This is a genomic window from Enterobacter sp. KB-221C9 (genome assembly GCF_041320715.1).
GTDB classification, from domain to species: Bacteria; Pseudomonadota; Gammaproteobacteria; order Enterobacterales; family Enterobacteriaceae; genus Enterobacter; species Enterobacter asburiae_D.
Genome location: NZ_JBGIWG010000018.1, coordinates 14,826 through 35,265, shown reverse-complemented (window position 1 = coordinate 35,265; position 20,440 = coordinate 14,826). Strand labels below are relative to the sequence as shown.

Below are 20,440 nucleotides of genomic sequence, written 5' to 3'. Positions count from 1 at the left end.
CCATTTCATGAAAATCAAAACTCGCTTCGCGCCGAGCCCGACAGGCTATCTGCACGTCGGTGGTGCACGTACCGCTCTCTATTCCTGGCTTTTCGCACGCCATAACAAAGGTGAGTTCGTGCTGCGTATTGAAGACACCGATCTTGAGCGCTCCACGCCGGAAGCAATTGAAGCCATTATGGATGGGATGAACTGGCTGAATCTGGAATGGGACGAAGGCCCGTATTTCCAGACCAAACGCTTTGACCGCTATAACGCCGTCATTGATGAGATGCTGGTCGCGGGCACGGCGTATAAGTGCTACTGCTCTAAAGAGCGTCTGGATGAACTGCGTGAAGCGCAGATGGCGAACGGTGAAAAGCCGCGTTATGACGGCCGCTGCCGCCACGACCACAGCGAGCATGCTGCTGATGAGCCTTGCGTGGTGCGTTTTGCTAACCCGCAGGATGGCTCTGTGATCTTTGACGACCAGATCCGTGGCCCAATTGAATTCAGCAACCAGGAGCTGGACGATCTGATCATCCGTCGCACCGACGGCTCCCCAACGTACAACTTCTGCGTAGTGGTTGACGACTGGGATATGGAAATTACCCACGTTGTTCGTGGTGAAGACCATATCAACAACACCCCGCGCCAGATCAACATCCTGAAAGCGCTGAATGCCCCTGTTCCGGTCTATGCGCACGTCTCCATGATCAACGGCGATGACGGGAAAAAACTGTCTAAACGTCACGGTGCGGTGAGCGTCATGCAGTATCGCGACGACGGCTATCTGCCAGAAGCGCTGCTGAACTATCTGGTGCGCCTGGGCTGGGCCCACGGTGACCAGGAGATCTTCAGCCGTGAAGAGATGATCGAACTGTTCTCTCTGAGCTCTGTGAGCAAATCAGCGAGCGCATTTAATACCGACAAGCTCCAGTGGCTGAACCATCACTACATCAATACCATGCAGCCAGAATATGTGGCGACGTACCTGCAGTGGCACATTGAGCAGGCAAATATTGATACCCGCACCGGCCCTGAGCTGGCGGATCTGGTGAAACTGCTCGGCGAGCGCTGCAAAACGCTGAAAGAAATTGCCGAAAGCTGCCGCTACTTCTATGAAGAGTTTGATGCGTTCGACGCGGATGCCGCGAAGAAACACCTCCGTCCGGTTGCGCGTCAGCCGCTGGAAGTGGTGCGTGACAAGCTGGCTGCACTCACCGAGTGGACCGCTGAGAATGTGCATCACGCCATTCAGGCGACGGCAGACGAGCTGGAAGTCGGTATGGGTAAAGTCGGTATGCCACTGCGCGTTGCGGTGACCGGTGCCGGTCAGTCTCCGGCACTGGATGTGACGGTTCATGCCATCGGCAAGTCACGCAGCGTGGCGCGCATTAACAAGGCGCTGGATTTTATCGCTGAACGTGAAAATCAGCAGTAAGTACGCCTCAGATAAAAAAACGGCAGGGTAACCTGCCGTTTTTTTATGCCTTTTATTCAGTGATACCCAGCCGCGTAAGAAAGCCGTGTATGCCTTCGCGTTTCAATAAGGCGTCCAGACGCTTCTGCTCCGGCTCAGTCATACTCTCCAGCGTCTCAATAATACCCGGAGACAGGTTTGAAGAGGGGTCACTGTAGGAAGCGGTGGCCTCCGCGAGATGGTAAACCGCCTGACGGTTACGGATCGCCGGGAGGCTCATAATATGCTCCTTCACGCGCGCATCAACATGAATGAGCCGTGCCCGACCACCCTTCACGCCGTTGAGTCCTTCCGTTTTCCATCCCTGCTGGCGTATCCAGCGATTAACCGTTTGTCTGGCAACGCCCAAACTCTCCGCCAGCTCTTCCGTGGTCATTTTGCTACGTAATTTTTTCATATCAGTTCTGATCGCGAATCCCTAAACGTTGCAACAATCCGGTAATCCCTTCCCGCATTAACAGCGATGTCATCTGCTTCTGCTCTTCCGGCGTCATTTCATTGGCCAGCGTCAGGAGCAGGGTGTGAAGCGAACCGTCATGGCTGGCGCCGTCTGGCAGTTCAGACGTTTCACTTGCCCGACGTGCGCTGCGGATAAAGTCACGGACTTTTTCGTTCACATGTACCAGGCGCGCTTTCCCGCCCTGGACGCCTGGCTTTGGTGACGTAATCCAACCCTCTTTGCGTACCCATTTATTGATGGTCTGGCGGCTATAGCCAGTGAGGAGGGCTAACTCTTCTGGCGTCATTCGTTCCTTGATCATGCAATTTCCTGAATATCTGTGGGGTTAATTAACGGCTCATTTTATAGCACCGTTTTACGTGAAAACGTGACAGGCTTAACTCCTGGCTGCGAGCAGGCTCGCAAAGTGATTCATTTGCATGATTTTTCGGCGATTGAATGGCTGGGATTGATTTTGCCGTTGACACTCCGCAGCGGAATTCATATTATGCCGCCCGTCAACATGACAGCTTTACGATGGGGCTATAGCTCAGCTGGGAGAGCGCTTGCATGGCATGCAAGAGGTCAGCGGTTCGATCCCGCTTAGCTCCACCAAACTCTGAACCCAACAGAGTGCGGTTAGTAAAGTCACATGTGGGGCTATAGCTCAGCTGGGAGAGCGCTTGCATGGCATGCAAGAGGTCAGCGGTTCGATCCCGCTTAGCTCCACCAAAATTGTAAACCCTCGTCAAAAGACGAGGGTTTTTTTTATGTGTTTGTAACACCCACCCCCGTATTTTGTTATCAAAAAGAAGGTATTCCCATACCTCACCTCAATCGACATCAATAAACCAGTCTATAAATAGACTTGAACTTGATTCGTGCAATTAATAAACCTATTATCCATCCGGTCAATGATTCGAACGGATAATATACTCATCAGCTTAATGAATAGAAAAACGTACAATAATGTAAAGATATTTATAATTGCCCTGACACTTTGTCTGATTGCGGTACCTGTCTCCCGTTATCTTTCTCCCCGTGCAATTGTTAATGGTCACGACGTTTATTTAGCATGGTTACCGCTAAGCGTTATGCTGGCGGTTGTTCTGCTATTTGGGCGCAGGGCTATTCTTCCCATTGTGTTAGGTTTTACTGTCACTAATCTATTTTATATTAATTTAGCACCGCTACAATATGCAGTATTACTGTTTTGTCAGACCTTTGCGTTGTTCTCGGCATGCGGCGTTCTGCGCATCATACTGGGTAAGCGTTGGCGCTACTGCATCCCTAACAAGCACATCGGTTTACGTATATTCTGGCTTGGTTTTATCGTGCCGATAGGTATTAAACTGTCGATGTATTTGGCGGGCTATTTATTTGATTTTCCTGTGACAATATCGACCTTTTTCGGCGAGGGAACGGTAATTTATAACGTTGTAGATATACTGAGCCTGATATGTGCGGCGTTGATTTTTACCATGATGTTCTATTACCCGCTAAGAATGATAATTAATCCTCGCTATGCGAGGAAGTTCTGGCGGCAAAGCGTGAAGCCCGTGTTTTTTCACAAGAATTCATTATATATTTTTGTCTGGCTAATGCTTTTAATTTTCATTCTCGTCATTTTATGTGGTCCTTTTGAATCACCCGTCATTGCCGGCTATTTGATGCCGCTGATTTTTATTCTTTTTACCTTAGCGATAAGCCGCCTGACCTATGCGCTTATCTCTCTGCTGTGGGCTGCATCCGCGCTCCTGCTGTTGACCTACAACTACAACTTCCTTAACGGGGTGGAAACGGGCCATTCGCTCTCTTTTATCCTGTCCGTGCTTATCTCTTTCGCTATCTGTTTGCTTTACATGTCGCGGATCTATCAGCGCAGCGAATGGCTAAAGCGGGGCTGGCAGGACAGGGCGCTCACCGATCCGCTGACCGGGTTGCCGAACATCCGTGCGCTGGAGGACTATCTTGAGATTCATCCGGATGCCAAAGTGTGCATTCTGCGCATGGATAACCTGGAATTTTTGAGCCGCCACTACGGGATTATTATGCGGGTCCATTGCAAACGAACGATCGCCACGTCGCTTCAGCCGCTCCTGCAAAAAGATGAGATGCTCTTCCAGCTGCCCGGAAGCGAGCTGGTGCTGGTATTGCTTGGGCCTGAAATTGCTGAACGTCTCCAGCATATGGTCGATCGGCTCAACAGCAGTAAGATTTTCTGGAACAACGCCGGGCTGGATATTGAGTTTGGTGCGTCCTGGGGAATGGTCGAAAATGGCGAAAAGCTGCATCACACGCTGGGGCAGCTGAGCTGGCTGGCAGAGCAGGCCAGCGGAGCGCAAAACGTTCTCGCACTCACGAATAGCCTCGAGGCGGCATCAGGGCAAACAACGGAGCGCGTCCTGATGCTGGCGCGGATTAAGCATGCTCTGGAGACGGATCGATTCCACTTATACGCGCAGCCGATCCAGAAGGCGGACGGGAGCGGGTATTACGAAATTCTGGCGCGTATGGAGAGCGAGGGCGAGATCTTCACTCCTGACCGCTTTATTCCTTTGATTGCCCAGTTCAACCTCAGCCACCGGTTTGATATGTGCATTATGGAGAAATTACTGCTGTGGCTGCGCGATCACCCTCCAACGCAGGCTGGCGCCCGTTTCTCTGTCAATCTGATGCCGCTCACGCTGATGCAAAAAGAGGTGGCGACCGAAATTTTCGCGCTCTTTGAACGCTACGGCGTTGCGCCTCAGGCCGTCGTGATTGAGATCACCGAAGAGCAGGCCTTCTCAAATTCAGGCTGCAGCATCCACAATATTCAGCAGCTGCGCGATTACGGCTTCCGGATTGCCATTGATGATTTTGGTACCGGCTACGCCAACTATGAGCGTCTCAGACGCCTGCAGGCAGATATCATTAAGATTGACGGTTGTTTTGTTAAAGACATTTGTACCGACGATATGGATGCGATGATCGTCCAGTCGATGTGTAATCTGGCGAAGACGAAATCGCTGTGCGTCGTAGCGGAATACGTAGAAACGCCGGCCCAGCGGGAGATGTTGCTTCGCTTCGGCGTGGATTACCTGCAGGGCTACCTGATAGGTAAACCCAAACCGCTGGAAGAATTGCGGGCATAAAAAAACCGGGAGCCAGGCTCCCGGTTTTTGTTTAACGGTAAACGTTACAGGACCAGTGCCGCGATGGAAGCAGACAGGACGCTCACCAGCGTAGAGCCGTAAACCAGCTTCAGGCCAAAGCGAGAAACCACGTTACCCTGTTCTTCGTTCAGACCTTTAATCGCGCCCGCGATAATCCCGATGGACGAGAAGTTCGCGAAGGAGACCAGGAACACGGACAGAATGCCTTCCGCGCGCGGAGAAAGCGTGCTGGCAATTTTCTGCAGATCCATCATCGCAACGAATTCGTTAGAAACCAGTTTGGTTGCCATGATACTCCCTACCTGCAGCGCTTCATGAGCCGGAACACCCATCACCCATGCAACCGGGTAGAAGATGTAGCCCAGAATACCCTGGAAGGAGATACCCAGCACCGCGGCGAACAGGGCGTTCAGCGCAGAAATCAGCGCAATGAAGCCGATCAGCATGGCGGCAACGATAATCGCTACTTTGAAACCAGCCAGAATGTATTCACCCAGCATTTCGAAGAAGCTCTGGCCTTCGTGCAGGTTTGACATCTGGATGTTCTCTTCGCTGGCGTCAACGCGGTACGGGTTGATCAGCGACAGAACGATAAAGGTGCTGAACATGTTCAGAACCAGCGCCGCAACAACATACTTTGGCTCCAGCATGGTCATATACGCGCCCACGATAGACATGGAAACGGTAGACATTGCGGTTGCCGCCATGGTGTACATGCGGTTGCGGGACATTTTGCCGAGAATATCTTTATACGCGATGAAGTTCTCAGACTGACCGAGGATCAGGGAACTGACGGCGTTAAAGGATTCCAGCTTGCCCATGCCGTTCACTTTGGATAACAGGAAGCCAATTCCACGAATAACGAACGGCAGAACGCGGATGTGCTGCAGAATACCGATCAGCGCGGAGATGAAGACGATTGGGCAGAGAACCTTCAGGAAGAAGAACGCCAGACCTTCGTCGTTCATTTTACCGAAGACAAAGTTGGTCCCTTCGTTGGCGAATCCGAGCAGTTTTTCGAACATTTCGGAGAAGCCTTTCACGAAGCCGAGACCTACGTTGGAGTTCAGGAAGAACCACGCAAGTAAAACTTCAATGACCAGCAGCTGGACAACATAACGGATACGAATTTTTTTGCGGTCTGTGCTGACCAGCAATGCAAGTGCAGTAACGACAACAAGTGCCAGGACAAAATGAAGGACGCGGTCCATATTTGCTCCAAATATGAGGCAGGTTTAATTTTCGTGCACATTCTATGTAACAAGCGAAAAGAAAACGAGATCGAGGACACACTATAGTTACATCCTGTGACGAGTCTCAAAAATAGTGATCCACAATACATTTTTGTTATGTTAGGTAAATGAGTGAAAAGTTAAGTTTGTGTGCTAGGCTTCACAAAAGCGCGCGCGATTTCAGTTTCTGTTAGATCGCCCCACTTACCCGCCCGCCTATCGTTCAAAGCTATCAGAGAAATCACTGTAAACTGCATAAATGATCTTGATAATCATTCTCATTTTGGTAGCATTAAACATAGCAAAGGCTATATTTTAGAGGCAGAAATGACAAACAGTCGCGTAGAGGGTAGCAGTGGCAGAGCCGCGCGCAAGCTGCGGTTCGCATTAATGGGACCTGCGTTCATCGCTGCCATTGGCTATATCGATCCAGGTAACTTTGCGACCAATATTCAGGCCGGGGCCAGCTTCGGCTATAAGCTGCTGTGGGTGGTCGTCTGGGCTAACCTGATGGCGATGCTGATTCAGATGCTCTCCGCAAAGCTGGGGATTGCCACGGGCAAAAACCTGGCGGAGCAAATTCGCGACCATTATCCGCGTCCGGCCGTCTGGCTCTACTGGGTCCAGGCTGAAATCATCGCCATGGCCACTGACCTCGCTGAATTTATCGGCGCAGCGATCGGCTTTAAGCTGATTCTGGGGGTGTCGCTGTTGCAGGGGGCGGTACTGACCGGGATTGCCACTTTCCTGATCCTGATGCTGCAGCATCGGGGCCAAAAGCCGCTGGAGAAGGTCATCGGCGGCCTGCTGCTGTTTGTCGCGGCGGCCTATATCGTCGAGCTGATTTTCTCACAGCCGAATCTGGCGCAGCTCGGTAAAGGTATGGTGATCCCAAGCCTGCCAACGTCGGAAGCGGTATTCCTGGCCGCCGGGGTATTGGGGGCGACCATCATGCCGCATGTGATTTACCTCCACTCCTCGCTGACTCAGCATCTGCACGGTGGGACGCGCAAAGAACGTTACTCCGCCACCAAATGGGACGTGGCGATCGCCATGACCATCGCGGGGTTTGTCAATCTGGCGATGATGGCTACCGCAGCCGCAGCTTTCCACTTTAACGGTCATACCGGTATTGCCGATCTCGACCAGGCCTATCTCACGCTGGAGCCATTACTGAGCCATGCTGCCGCCACGATATTTGGCCTCAGCCTGGTGGCTGCCGGTCTTTCTTCTACGGTAGTGGGCACGCTGGCAGGCCAGGTGGTGATGCAGGGGTTTGTTCGGTTCCATATTCCGCTGTGGGTTCGTCGCTCTGTTACCATGCTCCCGTCATTTATCGTGATTCTGATGGGGCTCGACCCAACGCGAATTCTGGTCATGAGCCAGGTGCTGCTGAGTTTTGGTATCGCGCTGGCGCTGGTGCCGCTGCTGATCTTCACCAGCAACAAAACCCTGATGGGCGAACTGGTCAACTCAACGCTGGTGAAAAGGACCGGGTGGGTCATCGTGGTGGTAGTGGTGGCGCTGAACCTGTGGCTGCTGATTGGTACCGCGTTGGGGCTCTAAAAGAAAAAGGAGCCGGGAGGCTCCTTTTTGCTGTTAGTCGTCATGACCGTGATGGCCATGTCCGTGACCTTTGCCGCGACCCCAGCCGCCGCGACGGTCGTCACGATCGTTCCAGCCTTCGCGGTAGCCGCGCTCATACGCGTTGTTTTTATACCAGCCGCGGTGTCTGCCGTTATCATGTTTCCACCAGCGGTCTCCGTGCCACTCATAGTGACGGTTCCAGTAGTCACGGTCGCGCCAGTAGCCACCGTCCCAGTATCTGCCGTAGTCGTCACGATCGCCAATTTGTAATTTTACTGATGGCAACAGGGTGATTTCGCCCGCAGTGGCGATCAGCGGGGCTGAAGCCAGTAATACCGCTGCAAGAATCAGTGACCTGAACATACTCTTTCTCCTTCACGATCGGGGCCTTTGTTGGGCCTGTTAATGCAATATTACGAGTTGGTAAAGCCTCGTTTCATCGCCTCAACTCCGAATTCCTGGGTGAGAGCACTTTTTGCTAAAAGTGGTTCTACTTTGAGCAGTTCAAAATCTCTTCAATATGGGCTAATTCTTCCGCAGAGAAATGGCGATTTTCCAGCATGCCTACGGCGTCATCAATCTGAGCTGCTTTACTTGCCCCAATCAGCACTGACGTCACATTCTCATGGCGTAATACCCAGGCCAGCGCCATCTGGGACAGCTTCTGGCCGCGCTCTTCCGCCATGGCGTTCAGCTTTCTTACCTTATCCAGCTTCTCTTCGGTGATCTGGTCAGGATTAAGGAACTGACTGCCGCTTGCCGCGCGTGAATCAGCCGGAATGCCGTTCAGATAGCGGTTGGTCAGTTGCCCGCCTGCCAGCGGCGAGAAGGGAATACAGCCAACCCCTTTTTCCTGCAATACGTTCAGCAACCCCGCTTCCGGCGCACGCTCAAACAGAGAGTATTTCGGCTGGTGGATCAGGCAGGGCGTACCGAGATCGTCAAGAATATCAATCGCCTTGCGGGCCAGTTCTGCAGGGTAGTTGGATAAGCCGACATACAGGGCTTTTCCCTGGCGCACCACATGGTCAAGCGCTTTCATGGTTTCCAGCAGCGGCGTTTGTGGGTCAGGACGGTGATGATAGAAGATATCGACATACTCCAGCCCCATGCGCTTCAGGCTTTGATCGAGGCTTGCCAGCAGGTATTTACGTGACCCCCAGTCGCCGTACGGACCCTCCCACATGGTATATCCCGCCTTCGTGGAGACGATCAGCTCGTCGCGCCAGGGTAGAAAATCTTCCTGCAAAATACGGCCGAAATTTCGCTCGGCCGACCCCGGCGGGGGACCGTAGTTATTGGCAAGGTCGAAATGCGTAATACCCAAGTCGAACGCGCGCTGTAAAAGTTGACGGCTGTTTTCGATAAGCGTGGTGTCGCCAAAATTATGCCACAGCCCAAGCGAGATAGCGGGCAACCTGAGCCCGCTTTGGCCGCAACGGCGATATTCCATTGTCCGATAACGATTTTTGTCCGGCTGATAACCCATTCTTATAACCTCTGGCGCTGAAGAAACAATCAGTGTATGCGTTTACATTAACGTGAAAAAAAGCAGCATAGCGCAGCCTTTTTTGTAAAGCATTCTTTCCATGTCCTACTTATCGCCAATTCTGGACAGTCATCACGCTTATTTAATACTCAAGGTGAGGTCAACATTAGAAGGATACCTGTTTATGCGTACCCCATACTGCGTCGCCGATTACCTGCTGGACCGTCTTACAGATTGTGGAGCCGATCATCTGTTTGGCGTGCCGGGCGACTATAACCTGCAGTTTCTCGACCATGTGATAGACAGCCCGGATATCTGCTGGGTGGGCTGTGCCAACGAGTTAAACGCCTCCTATGCCGCAGACGGATATGCCCGATGTAAGGGCTTCGCCGCGCTGCTGACGACATTTGGCGTAGGGGAGTTAAGCGCGATGAACGGCATTGCGGGCAGCTACGCCGAGCACGTTCCGGTGCTGCATATTGTGGGCGCGCCGGGTACGGCGTCACAGCAAAGAGGGGAACTGCTGCACCATACGCTGGGCGATGGTGAGTTTCGTCATTTTTACCATATGAGCGAACCGATCACCGTTGCACAGGCGATCCTGACCGAACAAAACGCCTGCTATGAGATTGACCGGGTGTTAACTACCATGCTCCGGGAACGTCGCCCCGGCTATCTGATGTTGCCCGCCGACGTGGCTAAAAAGGCCGCCACGCCGCCTGTAAACGCTCTCACTCTCAGGCATGCGCATGCCGATAGCGCTTGTCTGAAAGCCTTCCGGGATGCCGCAGAGAACAGGCTGGCCATGAGCAAGCGTACGGCGCTTCTGGCCGATTTCCTTGTCCTGCGCCATGGCCTGAAGCATGCCTTACAGAAATGGGTCAAGGACGTGCCGATGGCGCACGCCACCATGCTGATGGGTAAAGGCATCTTTGACGAGCGTCACGCCGGTTTTTACGGCACGTACAGCGGTTCGGCGAGCGCCGGCGCGGTAAAGGAGGCGATTGAGGGCGCAGACACGGTGCTGTGCATCGGCACGCGATTTACCGATACCCTGACAGCTGGCTTCACGCATCAGTTAACCCCCTCACAAACAATTGAAGTTCAGCCTCATGCCTCACGCGTCGGTGACGTCTGGTTTACCGGCATCCCCATGCTTCAGGCAATCGAAACGCTGGTTGAGCTGTGTAAGCAGCACGTGCATGGTACGCCGGTACCGTCCTCTCAAAGCGCGATGGCCTATCCGCAGCCGGATGGCTCGCTGACGCAGGAGAATTTCTGGAAAACGTTACAGACGTTTATCCGCCCGGGAGACATCATTCTTGCGGATCAGGGAACCTCGGCCTTCGGCGCGATCGACCTTCGTCTTCCGGCTGACGTGAATTTTATCGTCCAGCCGCTGTGGGGATCGATCGGCTACACGCTGGCGGCGGCATTTGGCGCGCAAACCGCCTGCCCGAACCGGCGCGTGATTGTGCTGACGGGAGATGGCGCGGCGCAGCTCACCATCCAGGAGCTTGGCTCGATGCTGCGGGATAAACAGCACCCCATCATTCTGGTCCTTAACAACGAAGGGTACACGGTGGAAAGGGCGATCCACGGGCCGGAGCAGCGGTATAACGACATCGCGCTATGGAACTGGACGCAACTACCGCAGGCCCTGAGCCTTGATCCTCAGGCTCAGAGCTGGCGGGTTAGTGAAGCGGAGCAGCTGGCGGACGTACTGGAAAAAGTCGCGCACCACGAGCGGCTCTCGCTGATTGAGGTGATGCTGCCGAAAGCAGATATCCCACCGCTGCTGGGGGCGCTTACCAAAGCGCTGGAAGCGCGCAATAACGCCTGATTACTTGTCGTTTCGCCATGCCATCATCATCGGTTTGCCCGCCAGCAGGAGCCAGGCGGGCAACATCACGATACAGAGCAGGGGGAAAAGCGTTGAATCGGGTACTACCACCGCCGCCATAAACAGGCTGAGCCACGCGTCACGCGTGACCACCAGAACCAGCCCCAGAATTGAGCAGGAGACGGTAATGGCCGCCGGCACCGCATCGACATGTTCGTGCAGCATCAGCCCCAGCGCTACGCCAACAAAGACCGCCGGGAAGATACGCCCACCTCGGAAACCGCAGGCTGCAGCCACCACCAGCGCGGCCAGCTTAATCACGGCAAACAGCAGATAGTCGGAGACGCTGAACACCTGGCTGAAGGCCAGCTGCTGCATCTCGTCCAGACCTTTGAACAATGTCACCGTCCCGCCGATTGCCCCAAATATACCGAGGATCAAACCGCCGGTCCCCAGAATCAACACCGGGTGTTTCAGTTTATGCACCAGCCGGTGCAGGCGCGGAAGACACCATACCGCGACCATCCCCAGCGCGATGGCGATGGCGACAACGATGGCGCCGCTGAAAATATCGGCTATCTGCATCTGGCCGTAGTGAGGGAGCGAGAGCGAAAAATGGGGATGGAAAAACAGGCTGGTCGTCAACGCGCCGGCGGCTGCGGCCATCAGCGGCGCAAACAGCTTATCCCACAGCGGGACGTCGTTATTGCTGCTGAGCGTCTGTGAAAAGATCAGTGCAGCAGCGACGGGCGTGCCGAAAAGCGCTCCGATGGTGCCTGCGGAGGCGAGGATGGTCCAGTCCAGCGCGCCGACGCGGGGCAAAATGCGTGAACCGAGGAAAACCGCCAGACCAATATTCACCGCCATAATCGGATGCTCAGGCCCCAGGCTGACGCCGCCGGCCAGACCGATAATCAACGCGATAATCAGCCCCGGCAGTGCCGAAGGGGAAACCGGGGCGCCAATCAGCGGTTCCTGCGCCGGATCTGGCCCGGCATGGCCGGGACTGAAACGGATCACCAGGCCCACTGCAATACCGGTCAACGTCAGCATCACAACGATCCAGGCAGGAGAATCCGCGGTAGCCCCCAGTTTTGCCGGAAGCGCTGTCCATAACATTGTTTGCAGTACCGACGCGACTTTCATCACGACAATGAGCACCAGGCTTGAGGTTACGCCAATGATTAACGCCGGAATGGCCAGCAACAGCATGGTTCTGGCTCGCGGGTGGAGCATGATGATTTCCTTGTACAAAACGGTATTACGTTACTTTGCACATTAAGCTTTATGGCAATAGTGCAAAAGGTGCTGAAACGGTAAAGTTATTCTGTGACGAAGATCGATAATCCATGGGCATTCACCTTACGGCCGTTGTTGTTATCACGCCTTGAATTTACAGTGTCCCAAAGATTTATTCTGACTTTAGCGGAGCAGTAGAAGAATGACAAAGTATGCTTTGGTAGGTGATGTGGGCGGCACGAACGCGCGCCTCGCATTATGCGATGTAAGTAGCGGTGAGATTTCCCGGGCGAAAACCTACTCAGGGCTGGATTATCCAAGCCTTGAGGCCGTTGTCCGCGTCTATCTGGACGAGCATCAGGTGAGCGTTGAAGACGGCTGCATCGCGATTGCCTGCCCGATAACCGGCGACTGGGTCGCAATGACCAACCATACCTGGGCATTCTCCATCGCAGAGATGAAAAAAAACCTCGGTTTTGCTCATCTTGAAATCATCAATGACTTCACCGCGGTCTCCATGGCGATCCCGATGCTGAAGCCTGAGCATCTGATCCAGTTTGGCGGCGCTGAACCGGTCGAAGGCAAGCCGATTGCGGTTTACGGGGCCGGTACCGGCCTGGGCGTGTCGCATCTGGTGCATGTTGCCCAGCGTTGGGTGAGCCTGCCGGGTGAAGGCGGCCACGTAGACTTCGCGCCAAACAGCGAAGAAGAGGGCATTATCCTCGAAGAGTTACGCGCTGAGATCGGCCACGTCTCCGCCGAGCGCGTCCTTTCAGGTCCGGGGCTGGTGAACCTCTACCGGGCGATTGTGAAATCTGACGGTCGTCTGCCGGAAAACCTGCAGCCGAAAGACGTCACCGAGCGCGCGCTGGCGGACAGCTGCATTGACTGCCGTCGTGCCCTGTCGCTGTTCTGCGTGATCATGGGACGTTTTGGCGGCAACCTGGCGCTGACGCTGGGTACCTTCGGTGGGGTCTATATTGCGGGCGGGATCGTACCGCGCTTCCTCGACTTCTTTAAAGCCTCGGGCTTCCGCGGCGGGTTTGAAGATAAAGGACGTTTCAGAAGCTACGTGCAGGACATTCCGGTTTATCTGATCGTGCATGATAATCCTGGCCTGCTGGGGTCGGGTGCCCATCTGCGTCAGGTTCTCGGTCAAATCCTCTGACGCATAGCCCTCTCCCGTGGGAGAGGGCTTTTTCTTTACAGGTGCATCAGCTGACGGAACTCTTTCACCTTGCTGCGGCTCACCGGCACCTGAAAATCCAGATCCTTCAGACGCAAAATGTAGGTGTTGTTAAACCAGGGTTCGATCTCGCGGATCTTGTTTAAATTCACGCAGAACGAACGGTGGCAGCGGAAAAAGTGTGCCGTCGGCAGCTTGCTGCAAAACTCGGTGATATTCATTGCCATCACGTACGATTCCCGCCGCGTATAGACAAACGTCATCTTTTCATGGGCTTCGGCATAGTAGATATCGTTGACCGGCGTCACGATGATGCGCTCGTCTTTGACCAGATTAATGGTGTCGTTTTCCCGTACCGCTGGGGTGGCGCTAGCGGGAGCGGTCTGCTGCTGCCATGCGGTCTCCAGCTTTTGCAGCATGCTGACAATCCGCGACTCCTGATAAGGCTTAAGAATGTAGTCAAACGCCTCCAGCTCGAAGGCCTCTACGGCGTGCTCTTTCCAGGCGGTAACGAAAACGATAAACGGCTTATGGGCAAACTGATTAATGTTTTGCGCCAGCAATACGCCATCCAGCGACGGGATATTGATATCCAGGAAAATGGCGTCGACCCGGTTATGCTGCAAAAACTTCAGCACGTCCAGACCATCATCAAACGTACCCACAATCTCCATCTGGCTGTGGTTTTTAATAAGCCAGGTGAGCTCCTGCTGAGCCAGGAACTCATCTTCTACGATGATAACTTTCATGGGCTACTCCACCTGGGGCAACAGTGATGTCGTCGTATGCGCGAGAGAGCGTTCATTCGGGACGTAAAAAGAAATTTCGGTGCCCGGCTCAAGACGGTGAATATGCAGTCCGTCGCCGTAAAGCAGCTTGACCCGGTGGTGCACGTTCAGCAGGCCGATTTTATTCCCGGGCATCTCGTTAGACTCCACGCGCTCAATGACTTTTGGATCAATCCCGTGGCCGGTATCGCGCACGGCAATACGCACGCGGTTGCCGCTTTCGGTGACGCTGATGGTGACGACGCCTTTGCCTTTACAGGGCTGAATACCGTGAACAATCGCGTTTTCGACCAGCGGCTGGATAAGCAGGCTCGGGATCACGCAGTTGACCTCTTCATCAATATCGTAAATGACCGTGAGCTTGTCGCCAAAGCGCGCCTGCTCAATCGCGATGTAGTCCTTGATTTGATACAGCTCTTTTTTAATGTCGATCTGCTCGTCATCTTTCAGCTCAATGTTGTAGCGCAGATAGCGCGACAGGTTAAAAATCAGCTGGCGCGCGGTGTCCGGATTAAGACGAATGGACGAGGAGATAGCGTTCAGCGCGTTAAACAGGAAATGGGGATTGATTTTGCTCTGCAGCGCGCGCAGCTCTGCCTTATTTGCCATCTCACGCAGCTGTTCCGCCCGCGAAACCTCAAGCTGAGTGGAGATAATCTGCGACAGGCCAATCGCCATCTCCTGCAGGGAGGAGGTGATTTGATGCGCGTGACAGTAATAAATTTTCAGGGTGCCCGTCACGATGCCTTTCTCCCACAGAGGGATCACCAGCATCGAGTGGATCTCCGGCGTTCGGTGGGCTTCATCATTGTTTTTAATAATGATTTTACCGTAGTTAATCGCCTGTCTGGTGGTCGGGCTAATGGTGTCATCGTTGTCGCGATAGTTGTGTTCGCCGACGCCAACGTAGGCCAGCACGTGGTCAATATTGGTGATGGCGACGGCGTCAGCATGGATATCGTGGCGGATAATTTCGCAGACCTGACGCAACGATTCCGCGTTAACGTGCCGGAAGAGCGGCAGCGTTTTGTTGGCGATATCCAGCGCCAGCTTGGCCTGACGGGCGGCACTGGCCTCTTTTTCCCCTTCAACGCTTTGCACCAGCAGCACGATAAAACCGATGCACACGCTGCCCAGGATCATCGGAATACCGATTTTTGAGACGATATCCAGCCCCAGCGCGGTGGTGGGAGCCCAGACGACGACCAGGATCATGGTCAGCGTTTCGCACACCATGCCTGCGACGATCCCGGCGCGCCAGCGCTGTTTTTTCGGGGTTTTTCGGCCGATCCAGCCAGAAAGCACCCCGGCGATAATGCTGGTGATAAAGCACGGCACCGCCGTTACGCCACCGATATCAATCAGGTAGCGGTGCGTCCCGGCAATCAGGCCGGTGATAACGCCCACCCACGGACCAAACAAAATCCCGCCGGACATGACGGCGATAATACGCACGTTAACCAGCGAACCCTCTACCGGCACGCCGGACCAGGTGCTGAACAGGGCGAACAGCGAAAAGATGGCGGTAACGGCCAGCAGCTCTTTTGGCGAGTGGGCTGATTTGTGCAACAGCTCGCGAAACAGGCGAATGCGAATGAGGAAGAACAGGCAAATCAGCATTAATGCCGCACGGTCAAAAACCGCCAGCAGCATAGTGAATATTTCGTGCACGAGGAGACCTGGGAAAACGGGAAAGAACCATGATAAAAAACCTGACGCGTATTGACCAGCTATCCGTCAGGTTTATCAAATGAGGAAAAACCATAATTTGCAAAGGGGATTATCTGGCGGTGACCGATGCGTCCTGTTTTTTCCTTGCCTGCGCAACGTCAGGTAACTGGTTTGATATCATCATGTTAAATAACAGCTATCAGAAAGCCGATCCCGAAACAGAGGCTTCCGCTTTTAGGCGCAGCCGGGTTCCTGTTTTCAGACGATCGCTTTTTTTTCATTTCCCTCTCGACAGCATGATTTTTTTCAGGTTATTTTCTAAACATGCCACATCGGTGGCAGCGTCGCTCGGACGGTCCGGGCGCTAACGTTAATCTGAGGAATCTATGGCTGAATTCAGTCCTGAACGCCGTTTTACGCGTATCGATCGTCTCCCCCCTTATGTTTTCAATATCACTGCTGAGCTGAAAATGGCTGCGCGTCGGCGCGGCGAAGATATCATTGATTTCAGCATGGGTAACCCTGACGGCCCAACGCCGCCGCATATCGTTGAGAAGCTCTGCACGGTTGCCCAGCGCCCGGATACGCACGGCTACTCAACATCTCGCGGTATCCCCAGATTACGTCGCGCGATCTCGCGCTGGTATCAGGATCGCTATCAGGTTGATATCGATCCGGAAAGTGAAGCGATTGTCACCATCGGCTCGAAAGAGGGGCTGGCACACCTGATGCTGGCCACGCTGGATCATGGCGATACGGTGTTAGTGCCTAATCCAAGCTACCCGATCCATATCTACGGCGCGGTGATTGCCGGGGCGCAGGTCCGCTCCGTGCCGCTGGTGGAAGGTGTCGATTTCTTTAACGAACTGGAACGTGCGATTCGCGAAAGCTATCCGAAACCCAAGATGATGATCCTTGGCTTCCCGTCGAACCCAACGGCCCAGTGCGTGGAGCTCGATTTCTTCGAGAAAGTTGTCGCGCTGGCCAAGCGTTATGACGTGCTGGTGGTTCACGATTTAGCCTACGCTGACATCGTCTATGACGGCTGGAAAGCCCCGTCGATTATGCAGGTCCCGGGCGCGCGTGACGTGGCGGTAGAGTTCTTTACTCTGTCTAAAAGCTACAACATGGCGGGCTGGCGTATTGGTTTTATGGTGGGTAACAAAACGCTGGTGAGTGCACTGGCGCGCATTAAGAGTTATCACGACTACGGTACCTTCACGCCCCTGCAGGTCGCGGCTATCGCTGCCCTGGAAGGCGATCAGCAGTGCGTTCATGAGATTGCCGCCCAGTATAAGCGCCGCCGCGACGTGCTGGTAAAAGGGTTGCATGAAGCGGGCTGGATGGTGGAAATGCCGAAAGCGTCCATGTACGTCTGGGCAAAAATTCCGGAGCCATATGCGGCGATGGGATCGCTGGAGTTTGCCAAAAAACTGCTGCAGGATGCGAAGGTGTGTGTGTCACCGGGCATTGGCTTTGGTGATTATGGCGACACCCATGTGCGATTTGCTCTGATTGAAAACAGCGACCGTATTCGTCAGGCGGTGAGGGGCATCAAGAGTATGTTCCGTGCCGACGGTCTTCTCACCTCAAAGAGCGTCGCAGAACACCCCGCGTCGTCATGACATAAAAAAACAGGAGCCGATGGCTCCTGTTTTTTTGACTGCATGTTCTTCACTAGATCATCAGGGCAAAGGTTCCGGCCCAGACTAAAACAATCACCGAAATGCCCATAAAGAAATATTTCACGTTTCATCGCTCCGCGTATCTTGTGGTACGCATTTAAAAACAGAGTCCACCTGATTATAGAGAACTGAAATCCGGTCAAAACGGAAATGAGAGTTTTCCCGTTACGCCGTTAACTCCAGCTCAGAATTCTGTGCTTTCCTGTTGCCAGACGGCGCTAATGTACGCCTAAAAATGAGGGGTGACAAGAGGCATTTTTTTAAATAATTTCCGTCACTTACGAGTGTCGTGGAACGGCGACAGTTTGATTTCGCTTCGCAATAAATTTACTTTGGGCGACGCAATCAAAGACGGTTTTCAGCGGGAAGACAGGTGATTGAAAAGGTTAGTTTCTTAGCGAAACTAACCTTCATGAAGGCTTAAATATAGAGCGAGGATTCGCCAAGAGGGCGGGTTTTGAAACGGCGATGCATCCAAAGATACTGCTCTGGCGCACGCATGATTTCAGTTTCGATGACTTTATTGATAAACGCTGCGGCTTCGCACTCGTTTTCCGGATAGTTAGCCATTTCAGGGGAGATGTGCAGACGATAGCCTGACTTATCTGCTTTTCTCACCATCGTCACGGTCAGCATGGAGGCGCCAGACAGACGCGAAATGACAAAGGTGCCGTTAGTCGTCGCAACGTCTTTCACCGCAAAGAAGGGCGCAAAGCTGCTGCCTTTACGTCCATAATCCTGATCGGGTGCAAACCAGACGGCCTCTCCTTTCTTGAGAGCACCGACCATACCGCGCAGGTTGTTACGGCTGATCATCGCCTTATTGGAACGCATGCGGCCTCGTGTCTGCACCCACTCCATCAGCGCACTGTTGTGCGGTCTGTAGGTTGCCATCATTGGCTGACAAAGCCCCATCACGCGGCCGCCCAGCTCCAGCGACATAAAGTGAACACCAACGACCATCACGCCGCGTTTTTGCATCTGTGCGCGTTTAAGGTTATCCAGTCCTTCCACGTCAAACCACTTGCGGACACGCTCATCGGGCCAGAACCAGGCCATGCCGGTTTCAAGCAGCGCCATGCCGATAGACTTAAAGTTTTCAGCGATGAGTTTCTCGCGTTCTTCAGCATTGTACTGAGGAAAGCAAAGCTCAAGATTTTTACGCGCGATGGATTCGCGACGTTTCAGGAAAACGCGGGAAGCGCTGCCCAGTTTCGATCCCAGTAAGCGCAGAACAGGGTACGGAAGTTGAACCAACAGCCAGAGTACGCCAAGACCAAACCATGTAAACCAGTAACGCGGGTGCAAAAATGCGCGTTTGAAATTGGATTGAGACAAAATAGAGAAACCTATGTAGAGCCGGTGAAAGTAACGCATAGTGCGATACCACGTGCCTATTAGACCGTAGTACAAGGTCATGGTTGCAGGCTTTACCGATCTTTACGGCGTTACCTGGCCATAGCTGACATTGGGTGGGCGGCATAATGTAACACCGTTATACGATATGTGCTATTACTCGTTTTTGATTAAAAAAGCGGCAGTTCGGAAGGTGTTTGATTTTACAGATTTTATAATCAATCGCTGCAAGAACAGGCCGTCTGCGTGACTTGGGCAGGTAGCTCATCTTCTGATGAGGGCGTGAACAGGCAAAAAGAGCGGCGTATATATTCGTGACAGATTGCTCATTTAAGAAATTTATTTATCGCTTCCAAATGAGTGATTAAGAATATTCCTTGTGAAATTTCCCATGAGTTATTTATACAATCAATAATTAAGTTCTCATCGATTATTCCCAAATATCTTATTTTTATCATGCCGCAATAAGCATTGCGGTCCATTCATGATTTTTGGTTTCAGATTCTTGATGTAAATCAATATAAGATGTTTTTCCTGGTGTCTATCTGCCTGCAATCATTTTTTCGATATAAATATTCGGTTTACATACCAAAAGTAGTGTCTTTTTCTGAGGTGGTAGGGTAATTTGCCATAATATTTTAGTGGAAAATTCTTAAGAAATTTCTTATCGCAGATAAAAGATCTGTGTATTTGATTTTGTTTCGATCATTATTCTATTATTGCGCATCAAGAACGATACCGTGAAGTTGGCATAGCAAAACAAAGAGGGATGATGAGATGGCTGACAGTTTTCAGAATGAGGTGCCTAAGGCACGTATTAACCTGAAGCTTGACCTGCATACAGGCGGAGCAAGCAAGAAAATGGAATTACCCTTGAAGTTGCTCGTTACGGGTGATTTCAGCAATGGGCAGGAATCTGCGACAATATCTGAGCGCGAAAAGATTAACATCACCAAAAATAATTTTGATAGCGTTCTTTCCGAATATTCCCCAAAAGTTAATCTGACCGTTAAAAATACGCTGTCTGATGATGGCGGCGAGGACAATATTCAGCTGACTTTTCAGAATATGAAAGATTTCACGCCGGAGCAGGTGGCTGCTCAGATACCGCAGCTGAAGGCGATGCTGGCGATGCGCAACTTGCTGCGCGATCTGAAGGCCAACCTGTTGGATAACCAGACTTTCCGAAAAGAGCTGGAAAAAATCGTTTTGGACCAGTCACTTAGTGCTGAGCTGCGAAATGAGCTTTCAGCACTGGCATCAAAACAACCTTAACCATCGCGCTGTTTTAACGGATTAATCAAG

At 52.8% G+C, this 20,440-nt stretch carries 17 protein-coding genes and 2 tRNA genes; 9 read left to right on the top strand and 10 right to left on the bottom strand.

From position 1 onward, the window contains the following. Nucleotides 1–7 precede the first annotated feature (7 nt). Nucleotides 8–1,423 carry a glutamate--tRNA ligase gene (gene gltX / locus AB8846_RS20640; RefSeq protein WP_370733567.1) on the top strand — a complete coding sequence of 472 codons (1,416 nt, stop codon included), beginning with the start codon at nt 8–10 and terminating at the stop codon, nt 1,421–1,423. Between the two features lie 52 nt (nt 1,424–1,475). Here the strand turns inward: gltX and AB8846_RS20635 are convergent, their stop codons facing one another. Together AB8846_RS20635 and AB8846_RS20630 are read right to left on the bottom strand one after the other, a co-directional pair. Continuing rightward, on the bottom strand, nt 1,476–1,859 hold the full coding sequence (locus tag AB8846_RS20635) for a YfeC-like transcriptional regulator (RefSeq protein WP_370733566.1): 384 nt from the start codon (nt 1,857–1,859) through the stop codon (nt 1,476–1,478). 1 nt (nt 1,860) lies between these two features. After that, a complete protein-coding gene (locus tag AB8846_RS20630) occupies nt 1,861–2,223 on the bottom strand; it encodes a YfeC-like transcriptional regulator (protein WP_063143493.1) in 363 nt (120 codons plus the stop codon). A 217-nt stretch (nt 2,224–2,440) separates the two neighbouring features. On the opposite strand from AB8846_RS20630, the gene AB8846_RS20625 reads away from it, so the two are divergent. The 3 genes from AB8846_RS20625 (at nt 2,441) to AB8846_RS20615 (ending at nt 5,038) form a co-directional block, all read left to right on the top strand. Next, nucleotides 2,441–2,516, top strand: a tRNA-Ala gene (locus AB8846_RS20625). A gap of 41 nt (nt 2,517–2,557) precedes the next feature. After that, nucleotides 2,558–2,633: transfer RNA gene (locus tag AB8846_RS20620), tRNA-Ala, on the top strand. A gap of 215 nt (nt 2,634–2,848) precedes the next feature. After that, a complete protein-coding gene (locus AB8846_RS20615) occupies nt 2,849–5,038 on the top strand; it encodes an EAL domain-containing protein (protein WP_370733565.1) in 2,190 nt (729 codons plus the stop codon). A 44-nt stretch (nt 5,039–5,082) separates the two neighbouring features. Here the strand turns inward: AB8846_RS20615 and AB8846_RS20610 are convergent, their stop codons facing one another. Then, nucleotides 5,083–6,270: a NupC/NupG family nucleoside CNT transporter gene (locus tag AB8846_RS20610; protein ID WP_008501591.1), complete on the bottom strand. Its 1,188-nt coding sequence runs from the start codon at nt 6,268–6,270 to the stop codon at nt 5,083–5,085. A 348-nt stretch (nt 6,271–6,618) separates the two neighbouring features. On the opposite strand from AB8846_RS20610, the gene AB8846_RS20605 reads away from it, so the two are divergent. Continuing rightward, a complete protein-coding gene (locus tag AB8846_RS20605; RefSeq protein ID WP_370733564.1) occupies nt 6,619–7,857 on the top strand; it encodes an Nramp family divalent metal transporter in 1,239 nt (412 codons plus the stop codon). A gap of 33 nt (nt 7,858–7,890) precedes the next feature. On the opposite strand, the gene AB8846_RS20600 is transcribed toward AB8846_RS20605, so the two are convergent. Both AB8846_RS20600 and mgrA read right to left on the bottom strand, forming a co-directional pair. Beyond that, nucleotides 7,891–8,241 carry a DUF2502 domain-containing protein gene (locus AB8846_RS20600; RefSeq protein ID WP_331411694.1) on the bottom strand — a complete coding sequence of 117 codons (351 nt, stop codon included), beginning with the start codon at nt 8,239–8,241 and terminating at the stop codon, nt 7,891–7,893. A gap of 127 nt (nt 8,242–8,368) precedes the next feature. Further along, nucleotides 8,369–9,367, bottom strand: coding sequence for an L-glyceraldehyde 3-phosphate reductase (gene mgrA, locus AB8846_RS20595; RefSeq protein ID WP_370733563.1), 999 nt, complete (start codon nt 9,365–9,367; stop codon nt 8,369–8,371). Nucleotides 9,368–9,551: 184 nt separating this feature from the next. Between mgrA and ipdC the strand changes: the two genes are divergently transcribed. Further along, on the top strand, nt 9,552–11,210 hold the full coding sequence (gene ipdC, locus AB8846_RS20590) for an indolepyruvate decarboxylase (protein ID WP_370733562.1): 1,659 nt from the start codon (nt 9,552–9,554) through the stop codon (nt 11,208–11,210). On the opposite strand, the gene AB8846_RS20585 is transcribed toward ipdC, so the two are convergent. After that, nucleotides 11,211–12,446 (bottom strand): ion channel protein, encoded by a 1,236-nt coding sequence (locus AB8846_RS20585; protein WP_370733561.1) that lies wholly within the window; start codon nt 12,444–12,446, stop codon nt 11,211–11,213. A 205-nt stretch (nt 12,447–12,651) separates the two neighbouring features. Here AB8846_RS20585 and glk point away from each other — a divergent pair, with 205 nt between their 5' ends. Beyond that, nucleotides 12,652–13,617 (top strand): glucokinase, encoded by a 966-nt coding sequence (gene glk / locus AB8846_RS20580; protein WP_048029635.1) that lies wholly within the window; start codon nt 12,652–12,654, stop codon nt 13,615–13,617. A 35-nt stretch (nt 13,618–13,652) separates the two neighbouring features. Here glk and AB8846_RS20575 read toward each other — a convergent pair whose 3' ends face one another. Together AB8846_RS20575 and AB8846_RS20570 are read right to left on the bottom strand one after the other, a co-directional pair. After that, nucleotides 13,653–14,384, bottom strand: coding sequence for a LytR/AlgR family response regulator transcription factor (locus AB8846_RS20575; RefSeq protein ID WP_370733560.1), 732 nt, complete (start codon nt 14,382–14,384; stop codon nt 13,653–13,655). Nucleotides 14,385–14,387: 3 nt separating this feature from the next. Further along, nucleotides 14,388–16,094, bottom strand: a complete 1,707-nt coding sequence (locus AB8846_RS20570; RefSeq protein WP_370733559.1) for a LytS/YhcK type 5TM receptor domain-containing protein — start codon at nt 16,092–16,094, stop codon at nt 14,388–14,390. 386 nt (nt 16,095–16,480) lie between these two features. Here AB8846_RS20570 and alaC point away from each other — a divergent pair, with 386 nt between their 5' ends. Further along, on the top strand, nt 16,481–17,719 hold the full coding sequence (gene alaC / locus AB8846_RS20565) for an alanine transaminase (protein WP_023308710.1): 1,239 nt from the start codon (nt 16,481–16,483) through the stop codon (nt 17,717–17,719). A gap of 52 nt (nt 17,720–17,771) precedes the next feature. Here alaC and ypdK read toward each other — a convergent pair whose 3' ends face one another. Both ypdK and lpxP read right to left on the bottom strand, forming a co-directional pair. Then, nucleotides 17,772–17,843, bottom strand: a complete 72-nt coding sequence (ypdK, locus tag AB8846_RS20560) for a membrane protein YpdK (RefSeq protein ID WP_099458937.1) — start codon at nt 17,841–17,843, stop codon at nt 17,772–17,774. Nucleotides 17,844–18,199: 356 nt separating this feature from the next. Beyond that, nucleotides 18,200–19,156: a kdo(2)-lipid IV(A) palmitoleoyltransferase gene (lpxP, locus tag AB8846_RS20555; RefSeq protein ID WP_063143503.1), complete on the bottom strand. Its 957-nt coding sequence runs from the start codon at nt 19,154–19,156 to the stop codon at nt 18,200–18,202. 756 nt (nt 19,157–19,912) lie between these two features. On the opposite strand from lpxP, the gene tssB reads away from it, so the two are divergent. Further along, complete coding sequence (tssB, locus tag AB8846_RS20550; protein WP_032643508.1) at nt 19,913–20,410, top strand: type VI secretion system contractile sheath small subunit; 498 nt, start codon at nt 19,913–19,915, stop codon at nt 20,408–20,410. Nucleotides 20,411–20,440: the final 30 nt, after the last annotated feature.